Source organism: Ignavibacteriales bacterium, from assembly GCA_016214905.1.
GTDB lineage: Bacteria > Bacteroidota > Ignavibacteria > UBA10030 > SZUA-254 > PNNN01.
Genome location: JACRMQ010000005.1, coordinates 208,875 through 223,336 on the forward strand (window position 1 = coordinate 208,875; position 14,462 = coordinate 223,336).

11 protein-coding genes are annotated in these 14,462 nt (G+C 40.0%); 7 read left to right on the forward strand and 4 right to left on the reverse strand.

Translation table 11 applies throughout. The features are described from left to right. Positions 1 to 3: 3 nt before the first annotated feature. Positions 4 to 1,092, reverse strand: a complete 1,089-nt coding sequence (gene rlmN, locus HZB59_03735; GenBank protein ID MBI5020525.1) for a 23S rRNA (adenine(2503)-C(2))-methyltransferase RlmN — start codon at positions 1,090 to 1,092, stop codon at positions 4 to 6. A 296-nt stretch (positions 1,093 to 1,388) separates the two neighbouring features. Here rlmN and HZB59_03740 point away from each other — a divergent pair, with 296 nt between their 5' ends. The 7 genes from HZB59_03740 to metH all read left to right on the forward strand — a co-directional run bounded on the left by HZB59_03740 (position 1,389) and on the right by metH (position 9,611). Then, complete coding sequence (locus tag HZB59_03740) at positions 1,389 to 2,072, forward strand: hypothetical protein (GenBank protein MBI5020526.1); 684 nt, start codon at positions 1,389 to 1,391, stop codon at positions 2,070 to 2,072. Between the two features lie 87 nt (positions 2,073 to 2,159). Next, positions 2,160 to 2,597 carry an SRPBCC domain-containing protein gene (locus tag HZB59_03745; protein ID MBI5020527.1) on the forward strand — a complete coding sequence of 146 codons (438 nt, stop codon included), beginning with the start codon at positions 2,160 to 2,162 and terminating at the stop codon, positions 2,595 to 2,597. 48 nt (positions 2,598 to 2,645) lie between these two features. Then, positions 2,646 to 3,017, forward strand: a complete 372-nt coding sequence (locus tag HZB59_03750; protein MBI5020528.1) for a cupin domain-containing protein — start codon at positions 2,646 to 2,648, stop codon at positions 3,015 to 3,017. Positions 3,018 to 3,109: 92 nt separating this feature from the next. Further along, the gene (locus HZB59_03755; GenBank protein MBI5020529.1) at positions 3,110 to 3,670 is read left to right on the forward strand and encodes a hypothetical protein; all 561 of its coding nucleotides are present in this window, start codon (positions 3,110 to 3,112) and stop codon (positions 3,668 to 3,670) included. Positions 3,671 to 3,880: 210 nt separating this feature from the next. Continuing rightward, positions 3,881 to 4,708 carry an OmpA family protein gene (locus tag HZB59_03760; protein MBI5020530.1) on the forward strand — a complete coding sequence of 276 codons (828 nt, stop codon included), beginning with the start codon at positions 3,881 to 3,883 and terminating at the stop codon, positions 4,706 to 4,708. 272 nt (positions 4,709 to 4,980) lie between these two features. Further along, a complete protein-coding gene (locus HZB59_03765; GenBank protein MBI5020531.1) occupies positions 4,981 to 5,925 on the forward strand; it encodes a methylenetetrahydrofolate reductase in 945 nt (314 codons plus the stop codon). 17 nt (positions 5,926 to 5,942) lie between these two features. Next, complete coding sequence (metH, locus tag HZB59_03770; protein ID MBI5020532.1) at positions 5,943 to 9,611, forward strand: methionine synthase; 3,669 nt, start codon at positions 5,943 to 5,945, stop codon at positions 9,609 to 9,611. A gap of 9 nt (positions 9,612 to 9,620) precedes the next feature. Here metH and HZB59_03775 read toward each other — a convergent pair whose 3' ends face one another. The 3 genes from HZB59_03775 to HZB59_03785 all read right to left on the reverse strand — a co-directional run. Continuing rightward, the gene (locus tag HZB59_03775; GenBank protein MBI5020533.1) at positions 9,621 to 11,984 is read right to left on the reverse strand and encodes a 6-phosphogluconolactonase; all 2,364 of its coding nucleotides are present in this window, start codon (positions 11,982 to 11,984) and stop codon (positions 9,621 to 9,623) included. A 45-nt stretch (positions 11,985 to 12,029) separates the two neighbouring features. Next, a complete protein-coding gene (locus HZB59_03780) occupies positions 12,030 to 13,025 on the reverse strand; it encodes a glycoside hydrolase family 130 protein (protein MBI5020534.1) in 996 nt (331 codons plus the stop codon). A 96-nt stretch (positions 13,026 to 13,121) separates the two neighbouring features. Further along, positions 13,122 to 14,462, reverse strand: a 1,341-nt coding sequence (locus tag HZB59_03785; GenBank protein ID MBI5020535.1) for a sodium:solute symporter, incomplete at its 5' end; no start/stop codon positions are given.

Sequence of the window (14,462 nt, forward strand, 5' to 3'; positions counted from 1 at the left end):
ACCTCATTGCATTTTCCGGATTTTCTTCGTTCCAACAACAAGCTGTCCGCATGCGGCGTTTATATCTTTACCGGCACTGCTTCTGGCAAAAACGGTAACATGATTTTTCCTCAACGTTTCTATGAACTTTTCAGAGCTCTCTTTTGATGATGGTTTTAAACGGATAGACGATTTTATCCCCCGTGTAATTTCATTGTCGTGGAATGGAATAATATTTACCTTGCACGGAATTCTATTCGATAGCTGGATCAAATGCCTTGCATCTTCAAACCGATCGTTGACACCGTCGAAAAGTATATATTCAAAAGTGGGGCGAAGTCTTGTTTTCTTGTAATAATATTGGATTGATTCAATGAGATCAGTCAGCGGATGTTTTTTCGCGATAGGCATTATTTCTTTTCTAACTTTATCATCTAACGAATGAAGTGAAATCGCGAGCTTCATTTTCCGTTTTTCATCCGCGATCTGTTTTATCTGCGGAACCAGCCCGACGGTGGAGACAATAATCCGCCGCGCGGCAATATCCATTCCGGTCGAAATGATTTCAATAGATTTCATCACGTTGTCGTAATTCAAAAACGGCTCGCCCATTCCCATGTAAACCAAATTTGTAATTTTCTTCCCTATATCTTTTTTAACCGCAATCAGTTGATCTATAATTTCCCCCGCAGTTAAATTTCTATCCAATCCCATAGTTCCTGTTGCGCAGAACTTACAATCAAGCGGACACCCGACCTGAGTTGAGACGCAGAGTGTTAATCTTTTTATCTCTTCTTCCGACTCTTCAAACTTGATGACCGAAGGAATCAGAACGCTTTCAATATTTTTGCCGTCAGATAATCCGATTAAATATTTAATTGTCCCGTCGGATGATTTTTGAGATTCAATTATTTCAATCTTTCCAATATTTACAATGGAGCTTAATTTCTCGCGAAGTGCTTTTGATATTGATGTCATTTCATCAAAAGTTGCCGCTTCTTTAGAATACAGCCATTCAAACAACTGTTTGCCCCGAAATTTGCTTTCGCCATTTGAAACGGCGAATTCCTCCAATTCTTTAAGCGTTAGACCCTTGAGGTTAATTTTATCCATAACGATGTACAATGTAAGAAATGAGACGAAGGGTTGCAAAAACCGGATTTGAGGTTTAAAATATTTTTGGGTACATTAACCAATATATTTTAGGATGAATTCTTCGTGTGGTTTGGTAAAAAAATATTACACGAAGAAACACGAAGGTTTAAAAATGCAGGGTTGGAGTTACAAATCGGTTAGATAGAAGTAATCAGAAATATTATAAAACATATTCGGAAGAACGCACTAGGTACAAACATTTTATACCACTAACAGTTTATTAGATACCAACAATCGTAGGAGAAAATTTGATTATGGAACAAATTAGGGATAAGAACAGAATAGTGGATAAATTAGACTCTGACGGAATCCAACTTGCTATGAAATTGCTAGATTTAGTCATTAGGAGAATTGAACAACACGAGACACAGTCAGAACAACGAGTTAAATTATTTCTTACCTTGGGATCAGGAAGTATTGCTTTTCTCACTATATTTGCTCGTTTCGGTGGACAGCCAGACACTATTAACTTTTGGACTACTCTAGTTGTCCTATTTGTTCTTCTTATCTTCGGTCTTGAAACTATGCATAGTTTAATTTGGCAAATAATTTACGTTCGGTCAAACTCCAAGCTTGATTCAATCCTCCGAGCAACTTTGGCTAAACAATATCAATTCGTTTCAACTTACAACTATATCATTGATGAATCAGAAAACCTTCGAAGTAAGCCAACCGGGTGGAGAAGAAGAATTCGAGGCAGTTTGACCGAATTCATGTATATTGCAAATAGCTTAATCGTTTCAGGGATTGTAATAATGTTTTTCTGGGGAATTGGTGTATTATACTCATTTATAGTTTGTGGAATCACATTCATAATGTTCACAATCGTGCAGTATTTCTATTCTAAGTGGATGAAAAATATTATTCCAATAGAGTGGGCATTAGAATCTCACAAAGAATTCTCCAATATACAAGATGATCTCAGATCAATGCAATAAAGTTATTAAAAATCAATTATCAATCCAACCACAATCCACAAGACAACTAATATTATATCAAATAAATCAAAGAAATTATAATATGTAATGAAAACAACTGATAAATCAATTATCGTAGAACAAGTCTTTAACTCATCCATTAAATCTGTTTGGAATGCCATAACAGAAATCAGTCAAATGCGGCAATGGTATTTTGAAAACATTCCCGTATTTAAACCTGAAGTAGGGTTTGAGACTCAATTTAATATAAAAAGCGAAGAGAGAAATTTTTTGCACATCTGGAAAGTTGTTGAAGTCCAGCCGCTGAAAATGATAAAATATATATGGACATTCAAAGGTTATGCAGGCAAATCGACAACAAACTTTGAACTGTTTAAAGAAAATAATCAAACAAAATTACGGCTTACGGTAGATGTTCTGGAAAATTTTCCTGAAGATATTCCCGAATTTAAAAGAGAAAGCTGTATTTCGGGCTGGAATTATTTCATCAATAATAGACTTAAAATTTATTTAAATAGTAAATGAATAGCGTATAACCGGCACCTTAATACTGCGCTATAAAAGGATAAGGAAATGAGAAAAGTTGTAAATATTGAAAAGTGTTTCGAAAAATTTAATGACACTTTTTCTCCAAAAATTGTTGGAACTGCCAATGATCAAAATATCATGGTCGCCAGATTAGAAGGCGATAAAGTTCCCTGGCATACACACGATAAAGAAGATGAAATGTTTTTTGTTTTCGATGGTGTTCTGGATATTTTCGAAAAGGATAAAAATGTTACTCTTAATAGTAGTGAATTTTATGTAGTTCCTAAAGGCGTTGAACACAGGGTTGTTCCCCGAGGGCATGTTAAACTGATCTTGATTGAACCGAAAGATATAGCCCATACCGGAAACGTGAAGGCGGAAATAACAAAGAGTAGTTTTGAAATACTGGATATTTAGATTTTGTTCGGTTTCGCTTTTGTGTGACTTACAACGGTTTAGTATATTTTGATAGTGATCAGAGCATCAGAGAATGGAATAAGGAGAGTCTTATGAAAGAAATTACAATTATGATATTAGTAATCCTTCTCACTTCTTGCAAGGATGCCACGGTCGATATTGTAAACCAGAGTCAACATGAGATGTATTTTGAAATCGAATTCATCAATTTTGCATGGGTGCCTACTTACCAAGGGACAATGATTGATCAAGATGGACGCGTCTATTCTTACAATCCGGGGAAAAGTGGTGCGCCTGTCCTCTATCATGCTGATGGCTATTACACTGAACGAGAATTGTGGTCAAAATATCAACGCGCCAAAACATATCTTGGTAATATTATAAAAGACAGTCTTAAAAATCGATATGAATTGGCAGCGCAAGTAATAATTAATGATTTTTCTGACACTACGTGTGGTGGTACCGATATGGGAAGCTTAGAATATTCGGTATATATTTACAAACCACAGATAGGTAAATATCAAAAAATCGTCTTGGACCATGATGGTGATTGTACTTTCTACAACAAATCAGAAAGCGCAATAAACTTAGCAGCCTGGTTGAAAAAATCATTATCATCACCCCACCAGCAACAAGGGCTGACTATTAAGTAACAAAAGAAGTCATTCCGAATTTGGTTTGGAATTTGAACATAGCAAAACAACTTGCTTTGCATAGATGCTGAAACCCGCCTGCCAAAGCGAAGCGGCGGGCAGGTAAATTCAGCATGACCATGGACTTTTTGGACAACCCCTCGGCAAGCGTTCGATTGAGCTTACGCCGAAGTTTTGGAATAAACTATTTTAACATTTAAGGAGAGTATTATGAAAAAGTTATCAGTGTTGTTGTTCTTGGCAATTTTTATTTTGTCTTCCATTTCCTTCGCACAGGAACCGGATAAGGAGGGATCGAAGGACCATCCGTTGCTTTCAAGAATTCCCAACTATTACATCAGTGAACAGATAAATAAAGATTTCGACAGCTACACATCGCCGTACATCGATAAGGACAATGTTTGGGAAGGAAAACTGACTCAAACAAATTACACCGCTCAGGAAGGAAGCAAAGAGTTAAGTTTTATCCAGATAGTGAGAAATTATGAAAATGCCGTCAAGAAATTAGGCGGGAAAATTTTGTTATCCGAAACACGCATATTAAACGCTAAGATAGAAAAGAACAAAGCCGCTACATACGTGAGCGTTGAGGCGTTTAACGATGGAAGAGAATACACGTTGATCATCGTGGAAAACAAACCGATGGAAGATGAAGTTACTATTGATGCCGCATCTTTGAGTAAAGGTATTTCTGAAACAGGAAAGATTGCCGTGTACGGAATTTACTTTGACGTGGGCAAATCGGATATTAAACCGGAATCCAAACCAACGATAGATGAAATAGTAAAAATGCTGAAGCAAAACTCCAAGCTGAAACTTTTTGTCGTTGGACATACGGATATCGACGGCTCTTTGGAATCGAATATGAAATTATCATCCGACCGCGCCGCTTCGGTTGTTAAAGCATTAATTGAAAATGGAATACAGGCATCAAGGTTAAAATCAAACGGAGTCGGACCTTACTGCCCGATCGAAAGCAATCATACCGAAGAAGGCAAAGCAAAGAACCGCAGAGTCGAATTGGTGGAAATGTTTTAAGCAAGTAACCACGTGCGACTCACCTCCAGTGTTAGTGCTTCATTGAAGGTGAGTCGCACATTAGATACCGAAGGTTTACCTTATTAAGGTCGGGAGATAATCTCCCTCCCAGAATTAAAGTTGAGCTATCAATCCCTCTCCATTTTTTAGGGAGAGGATCATAACTCATACTTCATCCTTCACCCTTCATCCTTCATCATTTTGATTATTACCAAACTATTATTTAATTATTAATCATTATACAATAAAGTTCTTCACATTACGGTAAAACCATGAAAGTTATTGAACATCTGAAAGCTAAATCGGGAATTGGATTCAGCTTCGAAATCATTCCCCCATCAAGGGGCAGTTGCGGACAGGATATAATAGATATCGTTGAAAAGCTTGTGCCTCTTAAACCGGCTTTCATCGACGTGACAAGCCATTCAGCGGAAGCCCTTTACGAAGAAAACGACGACGGCTCTATCCTGCGTCGGATCAGGCGTAAACGTCCCGGGACTATCGGTATCTGCGGTGTTATACAAAATCGTTTCAACATCGATACGGTTGCGCATATTCTATCACGCGGATTCACGAAAGAAGAAACCGAAGATGCGCTTATCGAGTTGAATTATCTCGGCATCCACAACATCATGGCGCTCCGCGGCGATGAACCGAATTACAAAAAAGATATCGCCAAAGACCGCACCGTCAATCTTTACACAAGCGATCTTGTTAAACAGGTAAGAGATTTAGGAAAAGGAAAATATTTAGGAAAATTTTTAAATTCCCAACCGCTTAACTTTTGTGTCGGCGTCGCGGGATATCCCGAAAAACATTACGAATCGCCGAACATCAAAACCGATATTTCTCACCTTAAGAAAAAGATCGATGCGGGTGCTGAATATATAATCACTCAAATGTTCTTCGATAATCAGGTCTATTATAAATTTGTCAAGAACTGCACGGCAGCGGGAATCAAGGTACCGATCGTTCCCGGGCTTAAAATCATCAACAGTTCAAAACAACTTGAATCGATTCCGAAAAAATTTCATGTCGATTTACCTGAAGAGCTTGTCGATGAAATTCAAAAACATCCCGGCAGAGCGAAAGAAATCGGTATCGAATGGGGAATCACACAAAGCCGCGATCTGATTAAGCAAGGATTCAAGCATCTTCACTTTTTCATAATGGATGATGCCAGCTCGATCATTAAAATAATTCAACAGATCTCTTAACCACCGGTAATTTTCTTGTGTCGATAATCGATATTCTAAATAAGAAAATTGTAGTCATAGACGGCGCGATGGGAACTATGATTCAGCGCCGGAAACTCTCTGAGCAAGATTTCAGAGGTGACCGCTTTGCTTCGCATCCGCATTCATTAAAAGGAAACAACGATCTTTTATCTTTAACGCAACCGAATGTTATTCAACAGATACATGAAGAATATTTAGCGGCGGGCGCCGATATAATAGAAACGAATACTTTTAACGCCACCCCGATATCTCAGGCAGATTATCACACCGAAAACATCGCTTACGAAATGAACTTCGCGGCGGCGCAAATAGCGCGCAAAGCTGCCGATGATTTTACACTCAAAACTCCCCACCAACCGCGTTTCGTTGCCGGGGCAATTGGTCCGACGAACAAAACCTGTTCAATGTCGCCAAAAGTTGAAGATCCCGGCTATCGCGCTGTAAGTTTTGATGAAATGGTAAAGGCATACGGCACGCAAATCAACGGTTTATTAGATGGCGGTGTTGATTTAATTTTGATTGAAACAATATTCGACACCCTCAATGCGAAAGCAGCAATTTACGCTGTCGAAGAAATATTCAGCATAAAAACGAAACGCGTACCCCTGATGATATCCGGAACATTGATTGATGCCAGCAGGCGCACTCTTTCGGGGCAAACAATAGAAGCGTTTTTATCCTCGGTCTCGCACGCTGATCTTTTAAGCATAGGACTGAATTGTTCGTTAGGGGCGAGAGATATGCTTCCGATTATTCAATCGATAGCATCGTCGACACATTTATACGTCAGTGCGTATCCGAACGCCGGCTACCCGAATCAATTCGGTGAATATGATCAGAAGCCCGAAGATATGGCAGCTCAGCTTCGCGAGTTTCTTGAACGCGGCATCGTGAATATTATCGGCGGTTGTTGCGGAACGACCCCGGAACATATTCGCGCTTTCGCTCGTGCAGCGGAGAACATCAAGCCAAGAAAGCTGCCGCCTAAAAAATCGGCAACTGTTGTGAGCGGACTGGATATTCTCGTCATCGATCGCGAAAAAAACTTTATTAACGTTGGAGAACGAACCAATGTAATGGGCTCAAAAAAATTCTCGCGTTTAATTCAAGAAGATAAATACGAAGAAGCTCTGAGCGTTGCGCGCGATCAGGTAGAAAACGGCGCGCAAATATTGGATGTCTGCATGGACGAAGCGATGATCGATGCCGAAAATGCAATGACAAAATTTTTAAATTTTCTCGCTTCGGATCCGGCTATCTCAAAAGTTCCGATTATGATCGATTCTTCGAAATGGTCTGTGATAGAAGCCGGCTTGAAATGCACACAGGGAAAATCGATAGTGAACTCGATTAGTTTAAAAGAAGGCGAGGAAATATTCAAACAACGCGCGGGAATGATTCTAAGGTTTGGAGCTGCAATCATAGTAATGGCTTTCGATGAACAGGGACAAGCAGCAACCTTCGAAAGAAAAATCGAAATCTGCAGCCGGGCATACCGCATATTGACTAAAGAAATCGGGTTCAAACCCGAGGATATAATTTTTGATCCGAACATTCTTGCGATTGGAACAGGAATCGAAGAACACAACAACTACGCCCTCGATTACATACGGGCGGTAGAATGGATTAAGACAAATTTACCTTACGTGAAAGTCAGCGGCGGTGTAAGCAATCTCTCATTTGCCTTCCGTGGTAATGATGCTGTGCGTGAAGCTATCCATTCTGTTTTTCTATACCACGCTTTTAAAGCGGGAATGGATATGGGAATAGTGAATCCGGCTCAACTCGTTTTATTCGATGAAATCAAACCGGATTTATTGGAACGAGTGGAAGATGTAGTCCTCAACCGCAGACCTGACGCCACTGAACGCTTAATTGAATTTGCCCAAACTATCGGTCCAAGCCAAACTAAAAAACAAAATACCGATGAATGGCGCCTTGCCGGTGTTGGTGAGCGACTATCGTACGCACTTGTTCACGGGATTACCGAATTTATCGACAAAGATATTGAAGAGGCTCGGAATTTTTACAATAAATCGATTAATATAATCGAAGGTCCGCTGATGAACGGTATGAATACGGTCGGCGATCTTTTTGCGACCGGTAAAATGTTTCTTCCGCAAGTGGTGAAGACCGCGCGAGTGATGAAAAAAGCTGTCGCCATCCTTACACCGTATATCAATCAGGAATCAGTCGATGGTAAAGTGAAACAATCTGCCGGCAAAATATTACTTGCAACCGTTAAAGGGGATGTTCACGATATAGGAAAAAACATTGTTGGTGTTGTTCTCGGCTGTAACAATTATGAAATAATCGATATGGGTGTTATGGTTCCCACGGAAAAAATTTTGCATACCGCCCGTTCCGAAAATGTCGACATCATCGGGTTAAGCGGATTGATTACTCCCTCGCTTGATGAGATGGTGAGCGTAGCGGCAGAAATGCAAAGACAGAATTTTACTATTCCACTTCTCATTGGTGGAGCTACAACTTCCGAAATCCACACGGCTGTTAAGATTGCACCCGCATATAATCAACCTGTAATTCATGTAAAAGATGCGTCGAAGAGTGTTCCGGTAGTTTCCAGACTTCTATCGAAAGATGGAAAAGAATCGTTCATCGATCAAATTGCAAATGATTACGAGCGTATCCGCCAAGTACATTTATCACGCGGTACATCCGGAAACTTTGTTACTCTGGAAGAGGCGCGCAGAAATAAGTTCGCCATCGATTTGAAAAATGCAAATATCACGAAGCCCAATTTTATCGGAGTCAAAATATTTTCTGATTATGATCTTGAATCAATTTCTAAATATATCGATTGGACATTTTTCTTCCATGCATGGAAATTAAACGGCAAATATCCTCAAATTTTCGATGATCCCGTAAAAGGTTTTGAAGCTAAGAAATTATTTACCGACGGGCAGTCGCTCCTAAAACAAATCATCAACAAAAAAATGCTGACGGCAAAAGCAGTGGCAGGTATTTTCCCGGCCAATTCAATCGGGGATGATATTGAACTGTACAAAGAAAATGGGAAAGAACCGCTCGCTACACTACATTTTCTACGCAGTCAGCAAAAAAAGAAACCTGGCGAACCTAATCTCTGCAATACAGATTTTGTTGCTCCAAAAGGATCAGGCATCACCGACTATATCGGTGGATTTGCAGTCACCGCAGGTTTGAATATTGAAAAATGGATCGCGGAATTTGAGAATAACCATGACGATTATAACTCGATCATGTTAAAAATTCTAGCCGACCGGCTGGCAGAAGCATTTGCCGAATTGCTGCACGAAAAAATACGGAAAGAGCTTTGGGGATATTCATCTGAAGAAAATCTAAGCTTGCCGTCAATGTTAAAAGAAGAGTATCGCGGAATCAGACCGGCAATCGGCTACCCCTCTGTTCCGGATCATTCTGAAAAGAAAATATTATTCGACCTTCTGAACACCGCCGAAAACACATCGATAACACTTACTGAAAATTATGCTATGAGCCCTGCAGCTTCTGTTTGCGGATTATATTTCGCACATCCACAAGCCCGCTATTTCGCGCTTCAGAAAATATTGCCGGATCAAGTCGAGGATTATGCAAAGCGTAAAAGAATGTCGGTTTCTGAAGCTGAGGCGTGGTTGTCGACAATCATCTTAAACAAACCGTAGCCGTTTTTTTCATTCAATCGTTTCGCCTTCGGTTTTTATCTTTAACTCACGGACTATTTTATAGAAATCAGAAAGTTTCATTTCTTTTAAGAAGATCATACCTCTTGCCGCTCTTAAACGAGGATGTGAATTTTTCAGAAAGTAATCTTTACCGAGACACGTTTTAACATCTGAATATTGCTTCACCTGAATTTTTTGAGCAAGCTCGGAGAATGGTCCGTCATGATCATAACTGGGGAATGATGCGGCGCGTTGAGATCCGAAACAATTCATGAACGCGGTATGCAGAAGCGAGAGCGAGTTGAGTGAAACGGGAATTATCAAATCGGCTTCTGCCTGATCGAAACGGTACCACACATTCCTGTAACCCCATACTTTAATATGAGAATCTCCGGTTTCTTTTTCATACATATTAAGCGCAGATGCCACCGCTTGCAGCGCCTTGTAATGTGTATCCGGCCCGCTGCCTTCAGGATCGAACGCCACTGATACAATATCGGGTTTTATTTTCTTTATCAAATTGTAGATCGGAATAACGTCACGGTTAATCTCTGGTTCCCTCGCGAAAATATCGCCTGTGTAAAAACCGAGTCGAAGCGGAAAGATCGACGAAGTTTCTATTCCGAAATATGCCCAGAGTGATTCAACTTCCCACTCCCGCAATGTTCCCTTTAAGGTTTGAATATCGATCGGATCTTTTGCGCCCGGATACTGAGTGTTAAAATAATCATGAAGTTCTTTGATGCGCTGCTTAATTTTCTCCAGATCATGAACAAGATAAATATCGAACATATTTCTTAACAACCTGCAAGCTTCCGCGTTGTCTCTTTTTTCCGGATTGTTTGCCGCCACGCCATCCAAGAACATGTATACATCTGCCTGACGGTTTGAATGATTTTCACTTTCAAAATATCCTTCGTTAAACAACAAAGTGAAAGATTCTGAATTAAGAAACTTCTCGAGCTTCATTAAGACCGACAACACATAAGCATTTGTAACGGAAGTAAATCCGGAAGTCAGGTTCGCGAAGTAATGCAAATTGCTCGCATCGCGCACAAGATGATAGATGTGTGCAAGATACGAAAGCATGATATCGTCATGATGCGGTTCGGTATGGAGAAATGTTGTGCCCGAAACGTGCATTAAGCCGCGGTCAAGCTTCTGAATTATATTTTGGCGAGCCACATCGGTAAGCAAAACATGATCGACCCTGCTCGACTTCAACAGCACCGATCCGAACCGATCATCTGTGAAATCTTTTATATTCAGTTCTTGCAACGATTTATTTTTTGACAATGCAAGAGATATAACGATTCTATCAGATTCTTCTTCGCTAAAACGTTTAATCTTACTAATATCTTCATACTGTCGTTCTATCAGGCACGCCGATGCACCTCTTGTCAGATAGAATCGTGAATTCGGAATATCTTGAAGAACTGATGCCGGATATTGCGGATTTCTCTTTTCCTGAATTGCGTGGGCAACTACTTCCGCCTTCGCCTCACCGGCAGCCATAATGATTGCGGTTACTGTTGGATTGTAAGTGATCGTAGCAAGACCGATTGTAATCACGAGACGATTTCTTGAGATTTCAATACCACCAAGGTCAGTTGCGGTGGCGGCTTGTGTTTCATAATTCGTTGCCGTTAAACGAGTTACGGAGTGAATACTCGATCCGCGGACATTGAACGCAATATGTCCATCAGGACCAATACCTCCGAGGAAGAAACCGATGCCGCCAAGCTCACGAATCTTTGTCTCGTACTCCATGCAATATTCATCGATGCGATTGATGACATCGCGCTGGATTCTTTCTAATTCAGTGGTGGTTTTTCGTACGCGTAGTGTGAGATCGACAATGTTATTGGGGAAAATCTCTCCCATCGTTTTTCCGTGTGGTATACCGAGTGAAGTTGAATCGATCAGAAGAGCGTTTTCTTTCGACAAGCCAAATCCCACGATATAAAATTCATTTATGTAATAATAAAAGCTGTTGTTTTGGTTGGAATTCATCGGATAAAATTCATCGATCTGTATGAATGTCAGATCCTTCATCTCCGGTCGAGCCGACCGATTCATGTCATAGGTCTCAAGGATCGATTGAATTTCATTTGTGTCCCATTGCGAAAGAATTCTTTGTACCCACTTAATGAAATATTCGGGAGTTTTTCCCGTTGGCAAGGCGATAACGCCTCCCTGATTTTTTTGCACCCATTCAATAAATCTGAAAGCGGTAAATTTACCGAGCAGGGGATAATTATCTATCTCTATAACTTTTATTTTCTCGGTAGGGGAATAAAGAGCTTTGTGCTTGCCTCGATTTATTTCACACTCTTCAACTTTTGATGATGGATCGTATATCTTTGTTTTCATTTTGTTTCAAAAATGTTAAATGATTTCACCCTCTGCCAATTTATATCATAATATTTCAACTTCTTCAGTTGCACCAAGCAGATTTTGAATTGTAGTTGTTGCCAAACCAACAACAGTATCGGCGGCACCGTAATAAATTTTAATTTCACTTTCGGGAAGAGCAAAACCTTCGTTGTCATATTTTTCTATTATCATGCCCGAAGGAAAAACAACATTGGGGACCTGACCGACAAGCTCATAAATTTCACGCGGTTCTAAAATGTTCCCACGGCTTCTACCCACAACTTTCGATGGATCATTGAGATCGAGAAGAATTACGCCAGCTTGATAAATATTAGTGCTTTGAAAATGAGTCGCGACTCCGTGATAAATATGAAGCCAACCTTTTCGGGTTTTCACGGGCGGTGGGCCTGAACCGATAAATTCATCCCAGTAATGAAATCTTCCTGTAATAAGCGGCGCTTTCGGAATCCATCTCAGAAGATCGTCAGATTGAGAAAGCCAAATAGTATTTCCCGATACCGGTCCTCCTTCTTTTTGAACACGGTTCGGTCTGTCCATTCTTAAATATTTACCGTTTATTTTCTCCGGGAAAAGTACACCGTTCCGATTGTCTTCATCTGATACAATACTAAGAAATTCAAAAGTTTCGAAGTCTGATGTAACCGCAAGTCCGAGCTTACAAATTCCTTCCATATCCATCGCGAACATTACGCAATATTTTCCATCAAGTTTTGTTATGCGTGCATCGTAGATATGGTAGATTTTATCTTTGATTTTTTCGATGCCTTTAAATTTTATGACTTCTTTTCGAACCGCGAAAGTAATTCCATCAAAACTTTCAGCTAAGACAAAAAAAGTCTCGCGCGAGCGAGCTTGAACCCTTAGAATGAGAATATACTTGTCGTTAAATTTTATCGCACCCGGATTGAATACCGATGTGGCATCTGTAAGATGTGGTGGAATGTTAGGGATATCTTTTCGTGCAAGAATTGGATTTTTAGGATAACGCTGCATAGAATTTGTTCCTTCAATATTCATTTTTGTCTCCGTGATACTTTGTGCAACCTTCGTGTTGCTTCGTGTAATTTCTTTCACGAAGAATCACGGAGAAGTCACAAAGGACACGAATTTGTTTTATTTATCATCAACAACATATCCCGAATCTGCATGATCTCGCTTAATAGTTTTCAATGCGACAATCATTTCTTTCAAATTTATAACACCGCCTATCGTAAACCAAATTATAACAATTATAGAGACAATCAGATAAATCCAGATGTATATTTCCCAAAAATTCATCCAGGCAGAATTCGAGACATCATTCGTTAAACTGTAAATTGTTCCGACGATAAACACAAGAACCCAGAGAAATGTCCAAACATAAGTTGCGATATATATCAACTTATCGCCTTTGGTAAATTCTTTAGTCATTCCCAGAACTCTCCAGCCCTTGAGTGGTTCTGTTTTAAGATTCGTTTCTTCAACTGCGTATTGCCCGCGATTTAGCATTCGATCCATATCGAACGATTGCTTATTTCCGGCAAGCGAAACAAGAATATAAACAATGCTGGAACCCAACATCGCCAATCCCCAGAACATCTGTCCGTTAATTGGGAAGTCAGGTATAAGTTGTTGAACGATAATTCCACCGACTGCAACCGACGAACCGGTGATCATTGCCGACCATGCCGCCATTGTTGTGCCGCGCTTCCAATAAAGCCCGCCGATAATAACCGCACCTGAACCTCCGACAAAAATTGATCCGGTTATTGCCATGAATAGAAAAATATATTCGCTCTGTTGGAATATCAAACTGAAAAAGAAAATAAAAATGCCGACACCCAGAATCGAAAGTTTAAGATATTTCATATGCTTTTCCGGTTCGAATGGCTTCTGTCTTATCGGCATTATAAAATCTTGAATGAAAATCGATCCCCACGAATGGAGATATGAATTATGACATGCAATTGCCGCTGCGAGCATTATCGCCGCAAATGCACCCATCAATCCGACAGGTAGCAATTTGGTTAAAACAAGCGGCACTTTTACCTGACTTTGAATTGTCTCTGAACCTATTCCGTTCAGCGCCGGTTGAATAGAGTCAATAATTATTTTAAAATCAACATGATGAAAAACTGTATATGCGACAACAGGAACGAAAACAAGAAACAATCCCCACTGCGGAATGAGCCGCCAGTTTGTAAGGACATCAGCCATCTTCGCTTCGTGAGCGCTCTTTGCAGATACATTGAATGCTTGATTTCCCTGCCACGAAAGTTTTGTGTAGATAAGCCCCAGCATACCAATGAAGAAATACCAGAAATTAAAATCTTTTACATTACTAGATTTGAATGGATTAATCAGCGAGGCATCGGGCGGTGTACTTGTCATTGCATCTGAGATCTGGGTCCAATTTACCTGCATCATCAACGCAATTACAATCAGCACGAAGACAATATTGACAAATACACCCTG

Excerpts from the sequence above, each read along its gene's own strand:
- HZB59_03760 (MBI5020530.1), top strand. The coding sequence starts at position 3,881 with ATGAAAAAGTTATCAGTGTTGTTGTTCTTGGCAATTTTTATTTTGTCT.
- HZB59_03780 (MBI5020534.1), bottom strand. The coding sequence starts at position 13,025 with ATGAATATTGAAGGAACAAATTCTATGCAGCGTTATCCTAAAAATCCA.
- HZB59_03740 (MBI5020526.1), top strand. The coding sequence starts at position 1,389 with ATGGAACAAATTAGGGATAAGAACAGAATAGTGGATAAATTAGACTCT.
- rlmN (MBI5020525.1), bottom strand. The coding sequence starts at position 1,092 with ATGGATAAAATTAACCTCAAGGGTCTAACGCTTAAAGAATTGGAGGAA.
- HZB59_03755 (MBI5020529.1), top strand. The coding sequence starts at position 3,110 with ATGAAAGAAATTACAATTATGATATTAGTAATCCTTCTCACTTCTTGC.
- HZB59_03745 (MBI5020527.1), top strand. The coding sequence starts at position 2,160 with ATGAAAACAACTGATAAATCAATTATCGTAGAACAAGTCTTTAACTCA.
- HZB59_03750 (MBI5020528.1), top strand. The coding sequence starts at position 2,646 with ATGAGAAAAGTTGTAAATATTGAAAAGTGTTTCGAAAAATTTAATGAC.
- HZB59_03775 (MBI5020533.1), bottom strand. The coding sequence starts at position 11,984 with ATGAAAACAAAGATATACGATCCATCATCAAAAGTTGAAGAGTGTGAA.
- HZB59_03765 (MBI5020531.1), top strand. The coding sequence starts at position 4,981 with ATGAAAGTTATTGAACATCTGAAAGCTAAATCGGGAATTGGATTCAGC.